This is a genomic window from Halomonas sediminis (assembly GCF_044871105.1).
GTDB classification, from domain to species: domain Bacteria; phylum Pseudomonadota; class Gammaproteobacteria; order Pseudomonadales; family Halomonadaceae; genus Vreelandella; species Vreelandella zhuhanensis.
Map to the genome: position 1 here is coordinate 669443 of NZ_CP085246.1, position 21998 is coordinate 691440.

Below are 21998 nucleotides of genomic sequence, written 5' to 3' on the forward strand. Positions count from 1 at the left end.
TTTAAAACTGCTGGTGCGCAAGTCTTGGATTTTCGGGGGTTTTTTAGAGAGGGAGGAGTAGTGGAGATTGCGCGAAAGGCCTGGGAATCGCTATGCTGAGCGGCCATTTTCGCCATGCAGCTAGCATTTCACTGGCACCTTAGGGGTGCGCTTGAACCCGGTAAAGTCAGCTCGAAAAATAGATTAACCGGCCTTTTTATCATAAAAAGCTGCGAAAAAAAATACGCTTATGAGAGGCACGCCCATGAACAGAGGTCTTCACCAGCCCGGCGAGTTTCGCGACAATTGTGGCTTTGGCCTGATCGCCCATATGCAAGGGCAGGCCAGCCACGACTTGCTCAAGACCGCCATTGAATCCTTGACTTGCATGACTCACCGCGGCGGGATTGCCGCTGATGGCAAGACCGGTGACGGCTGCGGGCTGTTGCTCAAGATGCCGACCGCTTTCATGCGTGAGGTGGCCAAGGATGCCTTGGGCGTCGAGTTGCAGGAGCGCTTCGCCGTCGGCGTGGTATTCCTGCCCAACGATGATAGTCGTGAGGCGCATGCGCGCCAGACCTTTGATCGTGAGCTGGAAGCGCGTGGACTTGACGTAATCGGTTGGCGCGACGTACCCACCGACTCGAGTGTCTGCGGCCCCATGGCCCTGGATTGCCTGCCGCGTATCCGTCAGGTATTCGTCTCGCCGGGCAAGGGCGAACATTTTGACGTGGATCTTTACATGGCGCGTCGCCGTGCCGAGCAGGCGCTGCGCGACGATGAAGACTTCTATGTCGCTTCGCTGTCTTCTGAAGTGATGTCTTATAAAGGCCTGGTGATGCCGGAGGATTTACCGGCGTTTTACCATGACCTGAACGACCCGCGCCTGGAAACCGCCATCTGCGTTTTCCATCAGCGCTTTTCGACCAACACCGCACCGCGCTGGCCGCTTGCTCAGCCGTTCCGCCTGCTGGCGCACAACGGCGAAATCAACACCATCGAAGCCAACCGTGGTTGGGCCAACTCGCGCAAATCCAATTTCGTCAATGAGCGACTGCCGGATATCGCCGAGCTCGATGAAATCGTCAATACCACCGGTTCCGACTCCTCGAGCATGGACAACATGCTCGAAGTGCTGCTTACCGGGGGCATGGAGCTGCATCGTGCGGTACGCATGATGGTGCCGCCGGCCTGGCAGAACGTGGAAACCATGGATGCCGAGCTGCGGGCTTTCTATGAATACAACTCCATGCATATGGAGCCATGGGATGGGCCTGCCGGTGTGGTGATGACAGACGGTCGCCAGGCGGTATGCATGCTCGACCGTAACGGTCTGCGCCCGGCTCGCTGGGTGATTACCAAGAACGGCTATATCACCCTGGCCTCGGAAACCGGAACCTACGGCTACCGGCCGGAAGATGTGGTGGCTAAAGGGCGTGTCGGTCCGGGTCAGATGTTGGCGGTGGACACCCATACCGGGGAAGTGCTGCATACCCAGGATATCGACAACCGCCTGAAGTCGGCCTACCCCTACAAGCGTTGGTTGAAGCAAGAAGCCAGCTACCTGGAGTCGGCCCTCACGGAGCTTGCCAGTTTCCAGAACCTGGATACCGATACCCTTAATATCCAGCAGAAAATGTTCCAGGTGAGTTTTGAGGAACGCGACCAGGTGCTGCGCCCGCTGGCCGAAAGTGGCCAGGAAGGCGTGGGTTCCATGGGCGACGATACCCCGATGGCGGTGCTTTCCACCCAGCCTCGCTTGCTCAGCGACTTTTTCCGCCAGAAATTCGCCCAGGTGACCAACCCGGCGATCGACCCCTTGCGAGAATCGATCGTCATGTCGCTGGAAGCCTGCTGCGGGGCCGAGTTGAATGTGTTCCAGGCAACCCCTGGGCATGCACATCGCTTGATCCTCACCACACCGGTGCTGTCGCCGCGCAAGTTCACCGCCTTGGTGACTCAGGACGACCCGGCGTTTGCCAGCTATACGCTGTCGCTGGGCTATGACCCGGAACAACAAAGCCTGCCGCAAGCACTCAAGGCGCTGTGTGAGACGGCCGAGGCCCAGGTGCGCGCTGGCAAGGTTATCTTGACGCTGAGTGATGCCGGACTGCCCCGCGGTGAAATTCCGATCCAGGCGGTACTCGCCGTGGGTGCGGTGCATACTCATCTGGGCCGCCTGGCGCTGCGCCCCAATGCCAATATTGTGGTGGAAACCGGTTATGCCCGGGATGCTCATCAGATGGCGGTGCTCTTCGGCGTCGGCGCCACGGCGGTGTATCCGTGGCTGGCCTATCAGGTCATGGCGGACATGCATCGTACCGGTGAACTGACCGGTAACCCGGCGGATGCACGCGAGAACTATCGTAAGGGCATGCAAAAAGGTCTGTTCAAGATCCTGTCCAAGATGGGCATCTCGACGCTGGCCTCCTACCGTGGCTCGATGTTGTTCGAAGCGGTGGGCTTGTCCTCAGAAATCATGCAGATGTGTTTCCCCGGCATGGCATCACGCATCGAGGGTACCGGTTTCAGCGAGCTGCAACTGCAACAGGAGCTGTTGGCGCGGGATGCCTGGCTGCCGCGCAAGGGGATTACTCAGGGCGGGATGCTGAAGTACGTGCATGGTCATGAATACCACGCTTACAATCCGGATGTGGTGACGACCCTGCAGCAGGCGGTGCAGGAGGGCAGCTACGCAAAGTGGAAGAAATTCGCGCGCCTGGTTAATGAACGGCCGGTCGCCACGATTCGCGACATGCTGGCGCTCAAACCTGCCGCCACACCTCTTCCGCTGGATGAAGTTGAGCCTGTCGAAGCCTTATTGCCGCGTTTCGACAGTGCCGGCATGAGCCTCGGCGCCCTGTCGCCGGAAGCCCATGAGGCCTTGGCGCAGGCGATGAACGAAGCGGGCGGTCGCTCCAACTCAGGTGAAGGCGGGGAAGACCCGGCACGTTATGGCACGGTGCGTTCTTCCAAGATCAAGCAGATCGCCTCCGGGCGTTTCGGGGTCACGCCGCATTATCTGGTCAATGCCGAGGTGTTGCAGATCAAGGTTGCCCAGGGCGCCAAGCCGGGGGAAGGTGGCCAGTTGCCGGGGGGCAAGGTCAACGCCCTGATCGCTCGCTTGCGCTATTCGGTGCCCGGGGTGACCTTGATTTCACCGCCTCCGCACCATGATATCTACTCGATCGAGGATCTGGCACAGTTGATCTTCGATCTGAAGCAGGTCAATCCGGATGCCCAGGTATCGGTGAAGCTGGTTTCCGAGCCGGGCATCGGCACCATCGCTACCGGGGTGGCCAAGGCGTATGCCGACTTGATTACTGTCTCCGGCTATGACGGCGGCACGGCGGCCAGTCCCCTGAGCTCGATCAAGCACGCTGGCTCTCCCTGGGAGTTGGGCTTGCCCGAAGTGCATCAGGCGTTGCGGATCAACGGCTTGCGCGACAAGATTCGCCTGCAGACCGACGGCGGCCTGAAAACCGGCCTCGACGTTATCAAGGCGGCGATTCTCGGCGCTGAAAGTTTTGGCTTCGGTACTGCTCCGATGGTGGCATTGGGCTGCAAGTACCTGCGTATTTGTCACTTGAATAACTGCGCCACCGGCGTCGCCACTCAGGACGATTACCTGCGTGGCGAACACTTCCGCGGCACCGTCGACATGGTCAAGCACTACTTTCGCTTCATTGCCGAAGATGTGCGGGAACTGATGGCCGTGCTGGGTGCGCGCCAGTTGACCGACCTGATTGGCCGTACCGACTTGCTCGAAGTGATCGAAGGCAAAACATCTTCTCAGCGCAAGCTGGATCTGTCGCCGCTTTTGAGCAACGATTTCGTGCCGGCGGATGCCCCTCAGTTCTGCCAAGTCAGCCGCAACGTACCGCATGACCCGGGTGCCAAGAACCAGGAAGTGCTCGAAGCCTTGAAAGGGGCCATCGAGTCAAAGTCCGGCGGTGACTTCGAATTTAGCATCACCAACTGTGACCGCTCGGTGGCGGCATTGACCTCCGGCACCATCGCCAAGCGTTATGGCGAGGCAGGGCTCGAGGACGCGCCCATCAATGCGCGCTTCACCGGCGTGGCCGGGCAAAGCTTTGGCGTATGGAATGCTCGCGGCCTCAATCTTTATCTTGAAGGCGATGCCAACGACTACGTGGGCAAGGGCATGAATGGCGGCAAGATCGTCATTGTGCCGCCCAAGGTCAGTACCTTTGAAAGCCACGCGACCGCGATTGTCGGCAACACCTGCCTGTACGGTGCGACCGGCGGCAAACTGTTTGCCTCAGGTACCGCCGGTGAACGTTTCGCGGTACGTAACTCCGGTGCCACAGCCGTCATCGAAGGCGCAGGGGACCATTGCTGTGAATACATGACCGGCGGCTTGGTCTGCGTGCTGGGTGAAACCGGAGTCAACTTCGGCGCGGGGATGACCGGTGGTTTTGCCTACGTGCTGGATGAAGATCGCACTTTCGTGGACAAGTACAACCATGAGCTGGTGGAGATTCACCGAGTCAACACCGAAAGCATGGAAGCGTACCGGCGACACCTGCGTGAAGTCATCGAAGACTATGTAACGGAAACCGGATCCAAGCGTGGCGCCGCCATTATCGAAGATTTCAGTGATTATCTTCGTCACTTCTGGCTGGTGAAGTCCAAGGCAGCAAGCTTGACCAGTCTGCTCGACGAATCGCGTAGGCGGCCCGAGTAAGCCGGATTTCCAGGAGAGACGAACATGGCTAACCGATTGAATAACGATTTTCAGTTCATTGATGTGGGGCGTAATGACCCCCAGAAGAAAGAGGCGCGCAAGCGCGCTAAGGAATTTGCCGAGATCTATGAGCCGTACAAGCCCACTGAGGCGGCCAGCCAGTCGCACCGTTGCCTGCACTGCGGCAACCCTTACTGCGAATGGAAGTGCCCGGTACACAACTATATTCCCAACTGGCTGCAGCTGGTTGCCGAGGGCAACATTCTTGAAGCGGCGGAACTGTCGCACAAGACCAACACCCTTCCTGAAGTATGTGGCCGGGTGTGTCCTCAAGACCGTCTCTGTGAAGGCGCCTGCACCCTGAATGACGGCTTCGGCGCGGTCACCATCGGCTCGGTGGAGAAATACATTACCGATACCGCCTTTGCCATGGGCTGGCGGCCGGACATGTCCAAGGTGGTGTGGACCGACAAGAAAGTTGCGATCATCGGAGCAGGGCCGGCGGGTCTGGGCTGTGCCGATATTCTGGCGCGTGCCGGGGTCAAGTCCGTGGTATTCGATCGTTATCCGGAAATCGGCGGACTTCTGACTTTCGGTATTCCGGAATTCAAGCTTGAAAAGAACGTCATGAAGCGTCGCCGGGCGGTATTCGAGGAAATGGGTATCGAGTTCCGTCTAAATACCGAGATCGGCCGGGATGTCGAGTTCGATACCTTGCTGGCGGAATACGATGCCGTCTTTCTGGGGATGGGTACCTACAAATACATGCAGGGCGGTTTTCCCGGCGAAGACCTGCCTGGCGTCTACAAGGCACTGGATTATCTGATCGCCAACGTCAATCACTGCCTGGGCTACGAAAAGAATCCCGAGGATTACATCTCGTTCAAGGACAGGCGCGTGGTGGTGCTGGGCGGTGGCGATACCGCCATGGACTGTAACCGCACCGCGATTCGTCAAGGTGCCACCGAGGTGACCTGCGCCTACCGGCGTGATGAAGAGAACATGCCCGGTTCGCGCAAGGAAGTCGCCAACGCCCGCGAAGAAGGGGTGGAGTTTCTGTTCAATCGCCAGCCGGTAGCGGTGGTGGGTGAAGGCAAGGTGGAAGGGGTCAAGGTGGTACGGACACGCCTAGGCGAGCCGGATGAAAACGGCCGCCAGCGCCCGGAAGTGGTGCCCGGCTCCGAGGAAATCATCCCGGCGGAGGCGGTGATTGTCGCGTTCGGCTTCCAGGCCAGTCCCGCCTCTTGGTTCGAAGGAGCCAATATCCAGGTGGATGAGCGTGATCGGGTCAAGGCGCCGGAACATGGCGCTTACGCCTTTCAGACCACTAATCAGAAAATTTTCGCCGGTGGCGATATGGTGCGTGGCTCCGACTTGGTGGTCACGGCCATTCACGAAGGTCGCCAAGCGGGCGAAGGCATTCTCGACTACCTGCAAGTGTAAAAGCGGCAGTGTAATTGAGCCGTTAGACGTAATCTGCTAGTCTGTCGACCCATCCTGGCGCGGTTTCCTGCCGCGCCTTCTGATCACGTTTCGACAGGTTATCCATGACACGATATATCTTCGTGACCGGCGGCGTTGTGTCCTCTCTCGGAAAGGGCATCGCCTCCGCCTCGCTGGCGGCGATTCTCGAGGCACGCGGCCTCAAGGTCACCATGCTCAAGCTCGACCCCTATATCAATGTGGACCCGGGCACCATGAGTCCTTTTCAGCATGGCGAGGTTTTCGTGACCGAAGATGGCGCCGAAACTGACCTGGACCTGGGGCACTACGAACGCTTTATCCGTACCAAGATGACCCAGCGCAACAACTTCACCACCGGTCGCGTTTACGAAAATGTACTACGCAAGGAGCGCCGGGGGGATTACCTGGGCGGTACGGTGCAGGTCATTCCGCACATTACCGATGAAATCAAGCAGCGTGTTTATGCCGGTGGCGAAGGTTTCGATGTGGCACTGGTCGAGATCGGCGGCACTGTCGGCGATATCGAGTCCTTGCCGTTTCTGGAATCGATCCGTCAGATCAGAAGTGAGCTGGGCGCGACCCGGGCGATCTTCATGCACCTGACGCTGGTGCCCTACATTAAGACCGCCGGCGAGACCAAGACCAAACCGACCCAGCATAGCGTCAAGGAGCTGCGCTCGATCGGTATCCAGCCGGATATCCTGATTTGCCGCAGTGAAGTGGAGCTCGAGGAGAGCGAACGGCGCAAGATCGCCTTGTTTACCAATGTCGAAGAGCGTGCCGTGGTGCCGCTGCAGGATGCCGATACCATCTATCGCATCCCCATCATGCTTCACGAACATGGGCTCGATGAGATCGTCTGCGACAAGCTGCGCCTGGAAGCCGGAGAGGCCGATCTTTCCGAGTGGATCAAGGTACTCGACGCCAAGCTCAATCCGCTCAAGTCGGTAAGCATCGCCATGGTCGGCAAGTACATGGACTTGCTGGATGCCTACAAGTCACTCAATGAAGCGCTGATTCATGCCGGTATTCAGGATCGTATCAAGGTCAACGTCGACTATATCGATTCGGAACATATCGAACACCACGGTACCGAACGTCTGGCGGGCAAGGATGCGATCCTGGTGCCGGGGGGCTTTGGCGAGCGTGGGGTGGAAGGCAAGATACTCGCCGCCCGCTACGCACGTGAAAATGGTATCCCTTATCTAGGCATCTGCCTGGGTATGCAGGTGGCGGTGATTGAATTCGCCCGCAACGTCGCGGGGTGGAAAGATGCCAACTCCACCGAATTCACCCATGATACCCAACATCCCGTGGTCGGCTTGATTACCGAGTGGCTCACCCCCGAAGGCAAGATCGAACTGCGTGATGCAGGCTCGGATCTGGGCGGCACCATGCGCCTGGGCGGCCAGGTTTGTCGTCTCAAGGAAGGTTCTCGAGCACGTAAGGCTTATGCCACTGACGAAATCGTCGAGCGCCATCGTCACCGCTTCGAGGTCAACAACCAGTTCGTCGAGCAACTCGAACAGGCGGGTTTGGTGGTGTCGGGCAAGAGTGTCGACCAGTCGCTGGTGGAAATGATCGAGCTACCGGACCATCCTTGGTATGTAGCCTGCCAGTTCCATCCGGAATTCACCTCCACACCGCGTGACGGTCATCCACTGTTCTCCGGGTTCGTCAATGCTGCAGTGGAGCACAAGGCCGCACGTACCCGTGCTCAAAATCCTCCTCAGGAGTGAGCGAGATGTCTGCACCTGAACGACAAATTCTCGAGCGTGATGTAACAGTGGCCGGCCTTCAGGCCGGCAACTCATTGCCGCTGATGCTTTTGGGTGGCATGAATGTGCTTGAATCACGGGAAATGGCCCTTGAAGTGGTTCAGCGCTATGTCGAGGTGAGCAGCAAACTTGGTATTCCCTATGTATTCAAGGCCAGCTTCGACAAGGCCAATCGTAGCTCGATCCACTCCTATCGCGGCCCCGGTCTCGAGAAAGGCCTGGAGATTCTGGCCGAGGTGAAGGCGCGCTTCGATGTGCCGATCATCACCGACGTACATGAACCCTGGCAGGCTGAGCCTGTCGCTGAAGTCGCCGATATCATCCAGTTGCCGGCGTTTCTTGCGCGCCAGACCGACCTGGTCGTGGCCATGGCCAAAACCGGCGCCGCGATCAATATCAAGAAACCACAATTTCTCGCCCCCCATGAAATGCGCCATATCCTCAAGAAATTCGAAGAAGCCGGCAATGACCGCCTGATGCTGTGCGAGCGTGGCACCAGTTTTGGTTACAATAATCTGGTGGTCGACATGCTGGGCTTGGGTGACATGAAGCAAACCGGTCGCCCGGTATTTTTCGATGTGACCCATGCGCTACAGCGTCCTGGCGGGCGTGCCGATAGTGCCGGTGGTCGGCGTGCCCAGGTTGCTGAGCTTGCCCGCGCCGGTGTCGCGGTCGGCTTGGCGGGGCTCTTTCTGGAGGCACACCCCGAGCCGGATGCCGCCCTGTGCGACGGCCCCTGTGCCTTGCCGCTCGACCAGCTCGAGCCGTTTCTGACCCAACTGGTCGCCCTGGACCGTCTGGTCAAAGGCTTTGCGCCGCTGGAGATAACCTGAGACGGCGCTGCTGCCGTTGACCTACTTGATTAAGATAAAAAGGATCATTTGATGACCAAGATTGTTGATGTCAGCGCCCTTGAGGTGTTGGATTCGCGCGGCAACCCCACGGTAATGGCCAAGGTTCGCCTGGAAAACGGCGCCGTGGGCGAGGCGTTCGCCCCCAGCGGCGCCTCCACCGGTTCGCGTGAAGCGCTGGAGCTGCGCGACGGCGACAAGACGCGCTACTTGGGCAAGGGCGTGCTCAAGGCGAAAAATGCCATCAATGGCCCGATCGGCAATCGCCTCCTGGGAATGAATGCCGAGGATCAGCGTGGTCTGGATAACGCCATGCTCGAGCTGGACGGCACCGACAACAAGGCCAACCTGGGCGCCAATGCGATCTTGGCGGTTTCGCTGGCCGCCGCCAAGGCCGCGGCCAAGGCCAAAAATCTTCCGCTCTACGCGCATATCGCCGACCTTTACGGTCAGCCGGGTCAGTTCTTGATGCCGGTACCCATGATGAACATCCTCAACGGCGGCGAGCATGCCGACAACAACGTGGATATTCAGGAATTCATGGTGCAGCCGGTCGGAGCCGAGAATTTTCGCGAAGGCCTGCGCATGGGCGCGGAAATCTTCCACGCCCTGAAAAAGGTGCTGTCCGCCCGCGGCCTGTCGACCTCCGTGGGCGACGAAGGCGGTTTCGCCCCCAGCCTGGCCTCCAACGCCGAGGCTTTGGCGGTGATCAAGCAGGCGGTGGCGGACGCTGGCTACAGTCTGGGCAGCGATGTGACCCTGGCGCTGGACTGCGCCTCCAGCGAGTTCTACCAGGACGGGCAATACAACCTGGCGGGGGAAGGCAAGGTCTATGACGCCGCCGGTTTCACCGACTACTTGGCCGGGCTGTGCGACGATTATCCCATCGTCTCAATCGAGGATGGCATGGACGAGTCCGACTGGGACGGCTGGAAAGCATTGACCGACAAGCTGGGCGATCGCGTGCAGCTGGTCGGCGATGATCTGTTCGTCACCAACACCCAGATTCTCAAGCGCGGCATCGACGAGAAAATCGGCAACTCGATCTTGATCAAGTTCAACCAGATCGGCTCGCTTAGCGAAACGCTGGACGCGATCCGAATGGCCCAGGATGCCGGCTTCACCGCGGTGATCTCGCATCGCTCCGGCGAAACCGAAGACACCACCATTGCCGATCTGGCCGTGGGCACCTGTGCTGGCCAGATCAAGACCGGCTCGCTGTGCCGCTCCGACCGGGTGGCCAAGTACAACCGCCTGCTGGTGATCGAAGCCGAGTTGGGTGATCAGGCGGGCTATCCGGGGCTGAAAGCGATCAAGGGCCAATAAAGCGAAATATTGACGCTGCGTAAGAGATGTCCCCATTTCTTGTAAGACATCTCTTACAAAGAGCGAAGAGAAACGCTATTTTTGAAGGATGGCTTCAGCATGATTTGCTATTAACTACATGTTTTATAAGTGTTAAAAAATCAAGAACGAGCCGACGAGACTCGCTCTTCGTCGCCGGGACCGTCTTGAGTTAATGCCCCAAGCTGCCAGAATAGCCACAGGAGAAAAGAGAAGCAGGGACGCTTCGGGCAGGATGCGACGGGATGCAAGCAGGTTTGGTGCGCCGGGTGAAACAGGAGGTTAACCTTGGCAAGGAAGGCACCCAGGGATGTCGGCAAAGGGATATTGCAAGAAAAGTTTGGAGCGGGCGGCCTAAGGGCCGCCTTTTTTTGTTTCAACGTTCGAGTTTTTCCAGTTTGCCCGGTTTGCCATCCCATTCTTCCGCGTCCGGCAAGGGATCTTTCTTTTCGGTGATGTTGGGCCACACTTCAGCCAGCTCGGCGTTAATTTCAGTAAAGCTTTCCTGATTTTCCGGTAGCTCGTCTTCAGAGAAGATAGCCTCTGCCGGACACTCTGGCTCGCACAGGGCGCAGTCGATGCACTCATCGGGGTGAATGACCAGGAAATTCGGCCCTTCATAGAAGCAGTCGACCGGGCAGACTTCCACACAGTCGGTGTATTTGCATTGGATGCAGTTTTCGGTAACGACAAACGTCATCTCGATATCCCTCTTGCTTGGCCGGGCAGGGTTGCCGCCCGTCAGTCGTGAATGGTGAGTATGGTTATAAAACGATAGGTTTTTATAAAGAAAAAATTTATCGCCCCATTCTAGTCGGGGGGCTATCCCGGCGGCAAGCTCTATCCCTACAGTAGGTCGCGCCATTGATACAGCATGGTCAAGGCCTCGCGTGGGCTCAGGTCATCCAGCACCAACTGGGACAATGATTCCACTACCGGGTGGGGGGCAATGGCAAACAGGTCTGCCTGATGCGGAGAAGCGACACTCCCCGGTTCTTTCCCAAGGTCATTAACCAAACTTTTTGGCGCCAGCGTATCCTGGTCGATTTCCCGTTGCTCGAGCGTCACCAGCTTTTCCCTTGCCCGGGCAATTACCGGCGACGGCACCCCGGCGAGTTGCGCCACTTGCAGGCCGTAGCTCTGGCTTGCCGGCCCCGGCTCGATACGGTGCATGAACACGATACCTTCGCCGTGTTCCGTTGCGGTCAGATGCACATTGGCCACCCCCTCGATATGCTCAGGCATCGTAGTCATTTCAAAATAATGTGTGGCGAACAGGGTCAGTGCCTGGGTTTGGGCGAGGTGCTCGGCACTTGCCCAGGCTAGCGAAAGGCCGTCGAAGGTGCTTGTGCCGCGACCGATTTCATCCATCAGTACCAGGCTCTGGGCAGTGGCATTATGCAGAATATTGGCGGTTTCGGTCATTTCCACCATGAAGGTGGAGCGTCCACCGGCCAGGTCATCACTGGAACCAATACGGGTGAAGATGCGATCAACCGGCCCGATTCGGGCTTCATCGGCCGGAACGAAGCTTCCTGCATGCGCCAGCAGGGTGATCAATGCCGCCTGGCGCATATAAGTCGATTTACCCCCCATATTGGGGCCGGTAATGATCAGCATGTGCTGTTGCTGATCCAGGCTCAGATCATTGGGTACGAAGGGCGTTTCGCTGACCTGCTCGACCACGGGGTGACGCCCGGCCTTGACCTCTATGCCCCCGTCCTCGCTCAGCGTGGGGCGTACCCAATGCAGAGTCTCCGCCCGTTCACTGAACGCACAGAGGACATCCAGTTCCGCCACGGCGCGGAAGGTGGCCTGAAGCGGATGGAGTGTTTCATTGAGCTCGCTCAGCAAGCTGTCGTAGAGCCATTTTTCCCGCGCCAGGGCGCGGGACCTTGCCGATAAGGCCTTGTCCTCGAACTCCTTGAGCTCGGGAATGATGAAACGCTCGGCATTCTTGAGCGTCTGGCGGCGAATATAGTCGGCGGGCGCGCTCTGAGCCTGGGCGCGGGGCAACTCGATGAAATAGCCGTGGACCCGGTTATAACCCACTTTCAAGTGGGCAAGCCCGGTGCGCTGGCGTTCACGGGTTTCCAGCTCCACCAGATAGGCACCGGCGTTTTCCGCCATGCCGCGATGCTCGTCAAGCTCGCTATCGTAGCCCTCGGCAATCACACCGCCATCGCGAATCACCACCGGAGGGTTGTCGATCAAGGCGCGCTGCAAGGTGGCGCTAAGCTCGGGAAAAGGGCGGATATGCGTCTTGAGCACATCCAGAGCGCTGCCAGGCTCGACTTCCGTCAGTTGCCGTTCAAGGTCGGGGAGAACGGCCAGGGCATCGCGCAGGCGGGCCAGATCGCGTGGCCGGGCGCTGTAAAGCGCGACACGCGCCAGAATGCGTTCCACGTCGCCTACCGCGCTCAATGTTTCGCGCAAGGTCATGTAGGCAGCCTCGAGCGCAAGCAATGCCACGGCGGCCTGACGTGCGGTGACGACATCGCGTTGACGCAAGGGCCGGTTCAGCCAGCGTTTGAGCAGACGTGACCCCATGGCAGTCATGCAGGTATCGAGGACGCTGGCCAGGGTGTTATCGGTGGTGCCACCGAGGTTAATGTCGATTTCGAGATTGCGGCGGCTGGCGGCATCGATGACCACGGTGTCGTCGCGGTTTTCCACGGCGATGGCGGTGACATGCGGCAGGCGCGAGCGCTGGGTGTCGCGGGCGTAATCGATCAGCACACCGGCGGCGACGAGTGCCGTTTTCAGGTGGGCGCAGCCGAAGCCGCGTAGATCCTGCACCTCGAATTGATCGCATAGGCTTCGAATGGCGCTTTCCAGGTCGAATAGCCATTCGCTCTGACGGCACACGCCACGTTGCTGGGCAAGTGCACCGGGCAGTGCCAGATCTTCCGGAACCAGCAACTCGGCAGGTGCCAGGCGGGTGAGTTCAGCCAGCATTTCGGCATCGCCTTCCACTTCCAGCACGCTGAAGCGGCCACTGGAAAGCTCCAGCCAGGCCAGGCCCCAATGCGGTCCTTTGGAATACAAGGCGGCCAGGACATTGTCGTGCCGGGCGTCGAGCAGAGCTTCATCATGCAGAGTGCCCGGGGTGACGATACGCATTACCTTGCGCTCCACCGGTCCCTTGGTGGTGGCGGGGTCACCCACCTGTTCGCAGATCGCCACGGATTCACCGGCTGCCACCAGTCGCGCCAGATAGCCCTCGGCGCTGTGGTAGGGTATTCCTGCCATGGGAATCGGTTTGCCGCCGGACTGGCCGCGCTGGGTGAGCGTGATATCCAAGAGTGCGGCGGCGCGCTTGGCATCATCGAAAAACAGCTCGTAAAAATCCCCCATGCGATAAAACAGCAGAACCTCGGGGTGGTCGCGTTTGATCGAGAGGTATTGTGTGATCATCGGCGTATTCGCTGGACTGGCCTGGGACATGAGCTTCCTGATTGAGCGTGGCGCCCGGCAGCACGATCTGGCGGTGGCGGGCGGCATGTTCTGTGGGCAAGGAGAACGCGGTATTCTACGCTGAACTGATCATCGAGATGAAGCTGTCGCTATCATGTATTCTCAGTTCCTGACCCTCGCCAATATGAGCGCGTCATCATCAAGGAGTCGCCATGCCACGCCCATCCAATACATTTCCCGGCTACGAATCGGAGCCGGGGGCGCTGGCCGAGCAGCTGGGGCGGCTATGCCGCGAGCATCGAATAGAGGTGACCACGGCGGAATCCTGTACCGGCGGTGGGATTGCCGCCGCGATCACGGAAGTGGCGGGGAGTTCGACATATTTCACTACAGGCTACGTCACCTATGCCGATGCGGCCAAGACACGCCTGTTGGGGGTAAAGCCTGCGCTGCTTGAAACCCATGGGGCGGTCAGTCGGGCCGTGGTGCAAGCCATGGTGGAGGGTGCCTGTCGTGATAGCGGGGCGCAATTGGCGGTAGCGGTGAGTGGCGTGGCAGGGCCGGGCGGCGGCAGTGACGCCAAGCCGGTGGGCACCGTCTGGCTCGCCTGGGGTAATCTGTCGCACCAGCAGGTGGAGTGCTTTCACTTTCCGGGGAGTCGACAGGCGGTACGCGAGCTGGCGGTGCATCAAGCCCTTGCCGGGCTGATATTGTGGATCAAGACCATGGCATGAGCAGCGAAAACACAACAGAGATTAAATCGGTTTGCTAAGCGATATGCGTTTTTTTGCGCAGCAATGTTTGGCATAATACTGGCTAATTATACAGCTTATGATGAGGAGCCTTGAATGGCACAGGATGACAACCGCGCCAAGGCGCTGAATGCAGCACTCAGCCAGATTGATCGCCAGTTCGGTAAAGGCACCGTCATGCGCTTGGGTGATACGCCCCGCGTGGTCATGCCGTCGGTTTCCACGGGTTCATTGGGTCTGGATATCGCCTTGGGTATCGGGGGGCTGCCCTATGGCCGTGTAGTGGAAATCTTCGGCCCGGAATCCTCGGGCAAGACCACGCTGACCCTGGCCGTGATTGCCGAGGCCCAGAAGCAAGGCAAGACCTGTGCCTTCGTTGACGCCGAGCACGCCCTTGATCCCAGCTATGCCGAAAAGCTCGGCGTTAACCTGGACGATCTCCTGGTGTCCCAGCCGGATACTGGTGAGCAGGCCCTGGAAGTCACCGACATGCTGGTGCGTTCCGGCGGCGTTGACGTCATCGTCATCGATTCGGTGGCGGCACTTACGCCGCGAGCGGAAATCGAAGGTGAAATGGGCGATACTCACGTCGGCTTGCAGGCACGCTTGATGTCTCAAGCATTGCGCAAGATTGCCGGTAACATCAAGAATGCCAACTGCCTGGTTGTTTTCATCAACCAGATCCGCATGAAAATCGGGGTGATGTTCGGCAGCCCCGAAACCACTACCGGGGGCAATGCGCTGAAGTTCTATGCCAGCGTGCGCCTGGATATTCGTCGCACCGGCTCGGTGAAGGTCGGCGATGAAGTTACCGGCAACGAAACTCGCGTGAAAGTGGTCAAGAACAAGGTGGCGCCGCCATTCCGTCAGGCGGAGTTCCAGATTCTCTACGGCAAGGGCATTTATCACGCCGGTGAGGTGATCGATCTCGGTGTGCAGTGCAATCTGGTCGACAAGGCCGGTGCCTGGTACAGCTACAAGGGCAAGAAGATCGGCCAGGGCAAGGCCAATTCGGCGCAGTACCTGGAAGACAACCCGGCGATCATGGAAGAAATCGAAGCCCAAATTCGCGCCCAGCTGCTGGCTCCCGTGGAAACGAAAAAAGACAAGGAGGCTGCCAAGGGCAAAGAACCTGCCAAGGGTAAGAAAGAGCCTGCCATTTCTCCCGCCGACACATCCGTCGAGCCTCCCGAAGACGACCTGATCTAACCCATGGCCGGTGCAGCGACACCCCGCGAGGCTGCCATTGTTCTGCTGGCTCGGCGCGAGTATTCGCGTGCCGAGCTACGGCTACGGTTGGCACGCAAGGGGCATGCAGCGGACGAGATAGAGGCTTGCCTGGATACCCTGGCTGAGCAGGGGCTGCAGTCGGATACGCGCTTTGCTGAAAGCTTCGTGCGCTCTCGCGTGATGCGAGGTCAGGGGCCAATTCGTATCCGCGGCGAGCTTTTTCAACGAGGAATCGACAAAAACCTGGCTCGCGACGCCATCGATGCCGTGATCGAGCAAGAGCGAATCGATTGGTTCGCCTTGGCCGGACAGACGCTGTCACGGCGCTTTTCCATGCCTGGCGACACACCCAAGGAACGGGCCCGGCGTGAGCGCTTTCTGGCCTCGCGGGGGTTCGATTTCGAACAGATTCGCTATGCGCTTGATTGCCTGTAGCGCTTCTTCTCCTTCTCATGGCTTTAGTCATTTGCCAACTGCGCTATAATACCTGTCTTTCTTTGCGACCCCGACGGGTAGTGGCTCAAGCGCCCTGGGGCATCATGTTTCTTTTTTGGATACCCTATGAAAAGCGCAGACATCAGACAGGCCTTTCTGAAATTCTTTGAAGAACAGGGACATACCATCGTTCCAAGCAGTTCGTTGGTGCCGGGCAACGACCCGACCCTGCTTTTCACCAATGCGGGTATGGTGCCGTTCAAGGATGTATTTCTGGGGCGTGATCCGCGCCCCTATGTGCGTGCAACCTCGGCCCAGCGCTGCGTGCGTGCCGGTGGTAAGCACAACGACCTGGATAACGTGGGGTATACTGCCCGTCACCACACCTTCTTCGAGATGTTGGGCAACTTCAGCTTCGGCGATTACTTCAAGCGCGAGGCCATTCGCTTTGCCTGGACATTCTTGACCGAAACCTTGGGGCTGCCCAAGAGCAAGCTCTGGGTCACGGTCCATATCAGCGATGATGAAGCCGAGCGCATCTGGAAGGATGAGATCGGTATCGATCCTGAGCGTTTCTCCAGGCTGGATGAAGACAATTTCTGGCAGATGGGCGATACCGGCCCCTGCGGGCCGAGTTCCGAAATATTCTTCGATCACGGCCTCGAAGTCTGGGGCGGTCCGCCGGGAAGCCCGGAGGAAGAAGGTGACCGTTATATCGAAATCTGGAACCTGGTGTTCATGCAGTTCGACCGTGATGCAAGTGGCACCTTGAACCCATTGCCCAAGCCTTCCATCGATACCGGCATGGGGCTGGAGCGTGTCGCCGCGGTGATGCAGGGCGTGCATTCCAACTACGAAATCGACTTGTTCCAGAACCTGCTCGCGTCGGCAGCTGAGGTGACCGGGTTCAACAACACGGAGAACCCTTCTCTGCGAGTGATTGCTGACCATATCCGTTCCTGTGCCTTCCTGATTGCCGATGGCGTGCTGCCTTCCAACGAGGGCCGTGGCTATGTATTGCGTCGCATCATTCGTCGCGCCATTCGTCACGGCCATACTCTGGGTGCCGAAGGGCCGTTCTTCCACCGCTTGGTGGATGCGCTGGATGCGGAAATGGGCGAGGCCTACCCGGAGTTGCGCGAAGCGCGCGAGCAGATCACCCGTGTGCTGCTAAAAGAGGAGGAGCAGTTTGCGCGCACGCTGGAACACGGCATCACCTTGCTGGAAACCGCCCTGGACAAGCTGGAAGGCGTGGTGCTGCCCGGCGAAACCGTCTTCAAGTTGTACGATACCTACGGTTTCCCTTACGACCTCACGGCGGATGTGTGTCGTGAGCGAGGCGTGCGGCTGGACGAAGAAGGCTTCAAACGTCAGCTTGACGCCCAGCGTGAACGGGCGCGTGCCGCCAGCCAATTCGGAGCGGATGCCAGTATTAACATCGAGCTGGAAGGCAAGACCGACTTCACTGGCTACGAGCAGCTGGAAGACAGTGCCCAGGTCATCGCGCTGATGGATAGCGCCGGCAATGAACTTGTCACCCTGGAAGCTGGCAAGAAAGGCCTGGTGGTGCTGGACCGCACGCCGTTCTATGCCGAGTCCGGCGGGCAGGCGGGTGATACCGGTTATCTCTACTTGGCCAACGGCCGGTTCGAGGTGACGGATACGCAAAAATACGCGAGCCACCACCTGCATCACGGGGTACTGGTGGAAGGCGAGCTGACCGTCGGCGAGCCGGTGACCACCCAGGTGGATGCCGGTCTGCGCGATGCCACGGTGCGCAATCACTCGGCCACGCATTTGTTGCACAAGGCATTGCGCATGGTGCTTGGCGATCACGTTCAGCAGAAAGGTTCCTTGGTGACCGCTGAGCGATTGCGTTTCGACTTTAGCCACTTCGAGCCCATGACCACCGAGCAGCTGGACGAAGTCGAGCACATCGTCAATACGCAAATATTGGCCAATGCGCCGACCCGAACCGAACAGATGAGCTTGGAACAGGCCAAGGTCAAGGGGGCGGCAGCCCTGTTCGAGGCCAAGTACGAGGATAACGTCCGTGTGCTTACCATCGGCCCTGACGATTTTTCCGTCGAATTATGCGGTGGTACGCATGTGGGGCGCAGTGGCGATATCGGCTGTTTTCATGTGGTCTCGGAAGTGGGTATCGCCTCGGGAGTACGGCGCATCGAAGCGATTACCGGTGAAAATGCCTTGAGCTATTTCCGTGAACAGGAAAGTCGTTTGAATCGCATCGGTGAGCGCCTGAAGGTCAAACCCGAGCAACTGGAGTCGCGGGTCGAATCATTGGTCGAGCGTAACCGTACCCTGGAAAAAGAGCTTGAACAGCTCAAGGGCAAGCTGGCCAGTGCTGCGGGCAGCGATATGCTGAGTCAAGCCCGTGAGATCAGCGGCGTCAAGCTTCTCGCTACACAGCTGGAAGGCGTTTCCGGAAAGGAATTGCGCGGTATGCTCGACCAGCTCAAGAACAAATTGGGTTCAGGCGTTATCGTGCTGGCGGTGGCCGACGAAGCCGCCGGTAAGGTCAGCTTGATTGCTGGGGTCACCCAGGACCTGACGGATCGCGTCAAGGCGGGTGAGTTGATCAACTTCGTGGCGTCTCAGGTGGGTGGTAAAGGCGGAGGTCGTGCCGATATGGCGCAGGCCGGAGGAAATCAGCCAGCGGCCTTGCCTAGTGCTCTGGAAAGCGTGCCTAGCTGGTTGGAAGCTCAGCTCGGCTAAAAAACCGGGCCGGTGGCGAAATGCCCCGGCCCGGTTTTTTGTTATTATCCCTTTTTATTCATTTTCCAGTTTCATTCACCCTCCATTCCCGAACGAACAGGAAAAACGGCATATGGCACTATACGTACAGAAGTTCGGCGGCACCTCGGTAGGCTCTCCCGAGCGCATCAAGGCCGTGGCGGAAAAGGTCAAGGGCTTCCGCGATCAGGGCCATCAGGTCGTGGTGGTGGTCTCCGCAATGAGCGGCGAAACCAACCGGTTGACCGAACTGGCCCGCTCGATCAATGAAGAACCCACTCCCCGTGAAATGGACATGCTGCTTTCCACCGGTGAACAGGTGACGATTTCCTTGCTGGCGATGGCGCTACAGAAGATCGGTGTTCCGGCTACCTCACATACCGGTGCCCAGGTGGGTATTCATACCGACAGTGCCTACACCAAGGCGCGTATTCAGCGTATTGAAACCGATGATCTTAAGGCTGACCTGGATGATGGTCAGGTGGTCGTGGTCGCTGGCTTCCAGGGAGTGGATGAGGAAGGCAATATCACCACGCTGGGTCGGGGCGGCTCGGACACTACCGGTGTTGCCCTGGCGGCGGCGTTGGGTGCGGATGAATGTCAGATTTACACCGATGTGGATGGCGTTTATACAACCGACCCCAGGGTGTGCTCCAAGGCCAAACGTCTGGAACGCATTACCGTTGAGGAAATGCTTGAGCTTGCCAGCCTGGGCTCGAAGGTGCTGCAAATCCGCGCGGTCGAATTCGCCGGCAAGTACAACGTTCCCTTACGGGTGCTGTCGAGTTTCGAAGACGGCCCCGGCACCCTGATTGTTGCAGAATCTGACCAAGACGAGGACTCCATGGAAGAACCGCTGATTTCCGGTATCGCTTTTACCAAGAACGAAGCCAAGCTGACCCTGTTGAATACGCCTGATGTCCCTGGCGTTGCATCACGCATTCTCGGGCCGATTGCCGATGCCAACATCGAAGTCGACATGATCGTGCAGAACGTGGCACCGGCAGGCGATTACACCGACTTCACTTTCACCGTGGCCAAGGGTGACTACAAGGCTACCAAGCGCATTCTCGAAGAGACCGTGATTCCTGACTTGGGCGGCGGTGAGCTGCGTGGTGACGACAATATCGCCAAGGTATCCCTGGTCGGTGTGGGTATGCGTTCGCATGCCGGGGTGGCTTCCAAGATGTTCCGTGTGTTGGCGGATGAAAATATCAATATCCGTATGGTTTCTACCTCGGAAATCAAGATATCGGTAGTCATCGATGAGAAACGCATGGAGTTGGCGGTAAAGGCGTTACACACGGCGTTTGGACTCGATAAATCCGATATTGAAAGCGAGTAACGTTCACGTCACGAACCTTCTACCCTGAAAGGGACTCGCTGCCGAGTGGTGGTGGGCTTTATTTCAACGGAAAGTTTCAGTGCTATGAAACTGGAGCATTGGTGACTAGCATCACCATGCCGCATAATGGCATGGTGGCGCTGTTAGCGTGCACATCCCGTTGCTACAAAACGACTGAGAAGGAGATCAGCCATGCTCATCTTGACTCGCCGTGTCGGCGAAACCCTGATGATCGGTGATGAAGTCACCGTGACCGTACTGGGTGTAAAAGGCAACCAGGTACGTATCGGCGTTAATGCGCCTAAAGACGTCGCCGTACACCGTGAAGAGATTTATCAGCGCATTCAGCGTGAGAGAAGCAGTGAAGAAGGCGCCGAATAAGGTGCTTTCCACTGCCTGCCGAGCAGGCTGTTTCCGGCGCTGCCAAGCAAGATGGTTTGATGCGTGCGCGAAAAAATCCGCGGGATGACTGGACAAGCATCTCTGAAATCGGTAATATTCGCGCCGTGCCGTTAAGGAGAGGTGGCCGAGTGGCTGAAGGCGCTCCCCTGCTAAGGGAGTATAGGGTTTATAGCCCTATCGAGGGTTCGAATCCCTCTCTCTCCGCCAATCGGTAGATGTGAAGACAAGCGCCCGTAGCTCAGCTGGATAGAGTACCTGACTACGAATCAGGTGGTCGGAGGTTCGAATCCTCCCGGGCGCACCATCTTCATCCATGAAGTTAGCTGTAAATATCAAATTCTTACATCAGTCTTCATGCATTTGTTTAGCGCCCGTAGCTCAGCTGGATAGAGTACCTGACTACGAATCAGGTGGTCGGAGGTTCGAATCCTCCCGGGCGCACCAGATTCCAAACCCGCCCTCTCGTGAGGGCGGGTTTTCTGTTTCAGAGTTACTGTTTCAAAAATACTTTTTCTTCTTTTTACTGGCTAGACCAACTGCTGCTCGCAAGACGGTCTGGTGATCGTGTTTGGCGCCCTCGCTTTGCGAAGGGCGCTTTTTTTTAAGCCGCTCCCAGGGCGTCCAGGAGTGTAGGCAGATCAGTGATGCGCTTGAGCTGCTGAAAGCGTGTTTCCACTTCCTGGCTACGCAAGCGCATCTGGGCCAGCCACTGCTTGACCAGAGAGACCACAACACGCGGCGGCAAGCTTTGGCTCTGCCGAGCCGCGTAATGCCGGAGCATGTCTGCCTGCATCGCCCAGGTGGTGGCAGGTAGGCGCTCGCCAGTGGCTTGCCAGTGGCGAATACGGCTTGCCAGCCAAGGGTCGGCCAAGGCGCCTCGCCCAAGCATGACATCGCGACAGCCCGATAGGGTGCGCGCTTTCCAATAATCTTCCAGTGTCCAGATATCGCCATTGGCGACCACCGGTATGCGTAAACGGTGATGAATCCTGCCTATCCACTCCCAATGTGCCGGTGGGCGGTAGCCTTCGTCGCGAGTACGCCCATGTACCACGAGCTGGCGAGCACCCCCGGCTTCGGCAGCCAGGGCGCACTCAAGTGCCAGGCGGCGATCAGAGAACCCGAGGCGGATCTTGGCGGTTACGGGGATAGACTCACCGACGGCGTCGGCAACCGCCTGTACGGCTTGATGCAAGCGCTCCGGCCGACGCAGCATCGAGGCGCCACCATCATGCCGGTTGACAATTCTGGCTGGGCAGCCAAAGTTAAGGTCTATGCCGATTGCGCCCAATGCCAGTGCTTGGCGGGCATTGGCGGCGAGTGCCTCGGGTTCGGAGCCCAGTAACTGAAGATGTACCGGTACTCCACTAGGCGTTGCCACCGGTGTCCTATCGAGTTCTGGGCAATGTTTGCGAAACACTCGCGGGGGAAGGCGGGCATCGACCACGCGCACGAATTCCGTTACTGCCCAGTCGAAGCCGGAGACCTGTGTCAGAAGGTCACGGGTGGTGGCATCGATGACGCCTTCCATTGGCGCCA

At 58.5% G+C, this 21998-nt stretch carries 15 protein-coding genes and 3 tRNA genes; 15 read left to right on the top strand and 3 right to left on the bottom strand.

Annotated elements, in window-relative coordinates; translation table 11 throughout:
• Positions 1 to 244 precede the first annotated feature (244 nt).
• The 5 genes from gltB (at position 245) to eno (ending at position 10106) form a co-directional block, all read left to right on the top strand.
• Positions 245 to 4687 (top strand): glutamate synthase large subunit, encoded by a 4443-nt coding sequence (gene gltB, locus LG290_RS03260; protein ID WP_499836233.1) that lies wholly within the window; start codon positions 245 to 247, stop codon positions 4685 to 4687.
• Between the two features lie 24 nt (positions 4688 to 4711).
• Positions 4712 to 6130 carry an FAD-dependent oxidoreductase gene (locus tag LG290_RS03265; protein WP_499836234.1) on the top strand — a complete coding sequence of 473 codons (1419 nt, stop codon included), beginning with the start codon at positions 4712 to 4714 and terminating at the stop codon, positions 6128 to 6130.
• A gap of 104 nt (positions 6131 to 6234) precedes the next feature.
• Entirely contained in the window at positions 6235 to 7890 is a 1656-nt protein-coding gene (gene pyrG, locus LG290_RS03270; protein WP_499836235.1) for a CTP synthase, read from the top strand.
• A 5-nt stretch (positions 7891 to 7895) separates the two neighbouring features.
• Positions 7896 to 8762, top strand: a complete 867-nt coding sequence (gene kdsA, locus LG290_RS03275) for a 3-deoxy-8-phosphooctulonate synthase (RefSeq protein ID WP_499836236.1) — start codon at positions 7896 to 7898, stop codon at positions 8760 to 8762.
• A 51-nt stretch (positions 8763 to 8813) separates the two neighbouring features.
• Entirely contained in the window at positions 8814 to 10106 is a 1293-nt protein-coding gene (gene eno / locus LG290_RS03280) for a phosphopyruvate hydratase (RefSeq protein ID WP_499836237.1), read from the top strand.
• A 394-nt stretch (positions 10107 to 10500) separates the two neighbouring features.
• Here eno and fdxA read toward each other — a convergent pair whose 3' ends face one another.
• Together fdxA and mutS are read right to left on the bottom strand one after the other, a co-directional pair.
• On the bottom strand, positions 10501 to 10824 hold the full coding sequence (gene fdxA / locus LG290_RS03285; protein WP_114486907.1) for a ferredoxin FdxA: 324 nt from the start codon (positions 10822 to 10824) through the stop codon (positions 10501 to 10503).
• A gap of 146 nt (positions 10825 to 10970) precedes the next feature.
• On the bottom strand, positions 10971 to 13571 hold the full coding sequence (gene mutS / locus LG290_RS03290) for a DNA mismatch repair protein MutS (RefSeq protein WP_499836238.1): 2601 nt from the start codon (positions 13569 to 13571) through the stop codon (positions 10971 to 10973).
• Here mutS and LG290_RS03295 point away from each other — a divergent pair.
• The 10 genes from LG290_RS03295 to LG290_RS03340 all read left to right on the top strand — a co-directional run bounded on the left by LG290_RS03295 (position 13534) and on the right by LG290_RS03340 (position 20903).
• A complete protein-coding gene (locus LG290_RS03295) occupies positions 13534 to 13665 on the top strand; it encodes a hypothetical protein (RefSeq protein ID WP_268877316.1) in 132 nt (43 codons plus the stop codon). The two genes, mutS and LG290_RS03295, sit on opposite strands and share 38 nt — an antisense overlap.
• Positions 13666 to 13753: 88 nt before the next feature.
• Positions 13754 to 14275, top strand: coding sequence for a CinA family protein (locus LG290_RS03300; protein ID WP_499836239.1), 522 nt, complete (start codon positions 13754 to 13756; stop codon positions 14273 to 14275).
• 114 nt (positions 14276 to 14389) lie between these two features.
• Positions 14390 to 15502 (top strand): recombinase RecA, encoded by a 1113-nt coding sequence (gene recA, locus LG290_RS03305; RefSeq protein WP_160417402.1) that lies wholly within the window; start codon positions 14390 to 14392, stop codon positions 15500 to 15502.
• A gap of 3 nt (positions 15503 to 15505) precedes the next feature.
• The gene (locus LG290_RS03310; protein ID WP_499836240.1) at positions 15506 to 15958 is read left to right on the top strand and encodes a regulatory protein RecX; all 453 of its coding nucleotides are present in this window, start codon (positions 15506 to 15508) and stop codon (positions 15956 to 15958) included.
• A gap of 126 nt (positions 15959 to 16084) precedes the next feature.
• Entirely contained in the window at positions 16085 to 18694 is a 2610-nt protein-coding gene (gene alaS, locus LG290_RS03315; protein WP_499836241.1) for an alanine--tRNA ligase, read from the top strand.
• 112 nt (positions 18695 to 18806) lie between these two features.
• Positions 18807 to 20057 carry an aspartate kinase gene (locus tag LG290_RS03320; protein WP_160417399.1) on the top strand — a complete coding sequence of 417 codons (1251 nt, stop codon included), beginning with the start codon at positions 18807 to 18809 and terminating at the stop codon, positions 20055 to 20057.
• 192 nt (positions 20058 to 20249) lie between these two features.
• A complete protein-coding gene (gene csrA / locus LG290_RS03325) occupies positions 20250 to 20438 on the top strand; it encodes a carbon storage regulator CsrA (RefSeq protein ID WP_114486914.1) in 189 nt (62 codons plus the stop codon).
• A gap of 135 nt (positions 20439 to 20573) precedes the next feature.
• Positions 20574 to 20666 (top strand) — tRNA-Ser (locus tag LG290_RS03330).
• A gap of 20 nt (positions 20667 to 20686) precedes the next feature.
• Positions 20687 to 20763: transfer RNA gene (locus LG290_RS03335), tRNA-Arg, on the top strand.
• A 63-nt stretch (positions 20764 to 20826) separates the two neighbouring features.
• A tRNA-Arg gene (locus LG290_RS03340) sits at positions 20827 to 20903 on the top strand.
• A 157-nt stretch (positions 20904 to 21060) separates the two neighbouring features.
• On the opposite strand, the gene LG290_RS03345 is transcribed toward LG290_RS03340, so the two are convergent.
• Entirely contained in the window at positions 21061 to 21990 is a 930-nt protein-coding gene (locus tag LG290_RS03345; RefSeq protein ID WP_499837014.1) for a tRNA dihydrouridine synthase, read from the bottom strand.
• Positions 21991 to 21998: the final 8 nt, after the last annotated feature.

What these genes read in the sequence shown, in the direction of transcription:
- gltB (WP_499836233.1), top strand. Translation starts at nt 245, where the DNA reads ATGAACAGAGGTCTTCACCAGCCCGGCGAGTTTCGCGACAATTGTGGC.
- LG290_RS03265 (WP_499836234.1), top strand. Translation starts at nt 4,712, where the DNA reads ATGGCTAACCGATTGAATAACGATTTTCAGTTCATTGATGTGGGGCGT.
- pyrG (WP_499836235.1), top strand. Translation starts at nt 6,235, where the DNA reads ATGACACGATATATCTTCGTGACCGGCGGCGTTGTGTCCTCTCTCGGA.
- kdsA (WP_499836236.1), top strand. Translation starts at nt 7,896, where the DNA reads ATGTCTGCACCTGAACGACAAATTCTCGAGCGTGATGTAACAGTGGCC.
- eno (WP_499836237.1), top strand. Translation starts at nt 8,814, where the DNA reads ATGACCAAGATTGTTGATGTCAGCGCCCTTGAGGTGTTGGATTCGCGC.
- fdxA (WP_114486907.1), bottom strand. Translation starts at nt 10,824, where the DNA reads ATGACGTTTGTCGTTACCGAAAACTGCATCCAATGCAAATACACCGAC.
- mutS (WP_499836238.1), bottom strand. Translation starts at nt 13,571, where the DNA reads ATGTCCCAGGCCAGTCCAGCGAATACGCCGATGATCACACAATACCTC.
- LG290_RS03300 (WP_499836239.1), top strand. Translation starts at nt 13,754, where the DNA reads ATGCCACGCCCATCCAATACATTTCCCGGCTACGAATCGGAGCCGGGG.
- recA (WP_160417402.1), top strand. Translation starts at nt 14,390, where the DNA reads ATGGCACAGGATGACAACCGCGCCAAGGCGCTGAATGCAGCACTCAGC.
- LG290_RS03310 (WP_499836240.1), top strand. Translation starts at nt 15,506, where the DNA reads ATGGCCGGTGCAGCGACACCCCGCGAGGCTGCCATTGTTCTGCTGGCT.
- alaS (WP_499836241.1), top strand. Translation starts at nt 16,085, where the DNA reads ATGAAAAGCGCAGACATCAGACAGGCCTTTCTGAAATTCTTTGAAGAA.
- LG290_RS03320 (WP_160417399.1), top strand. Translation starts at nt 18,807, where the DNA reads ATGGCACTATACGTACAGAAGTTCGGCGGCACCTCGGTAGGCTCTCCC.
- csrA (WP_114486914.1), top strand. Translation starts at nt 20,250, where the DNA reads ATGCTCATCTTGACTCGCCGTGTCGGCGAAACCCTGATGATCGGTGAT.
- LG290_RS03345 (WP_499837014.1), bottom strand. Translation starts at nt 21,990, where the DNA reads ATGGAAGGCGTCATCGATGCCACCACCCGTGACCTTCTGACACAGGTC.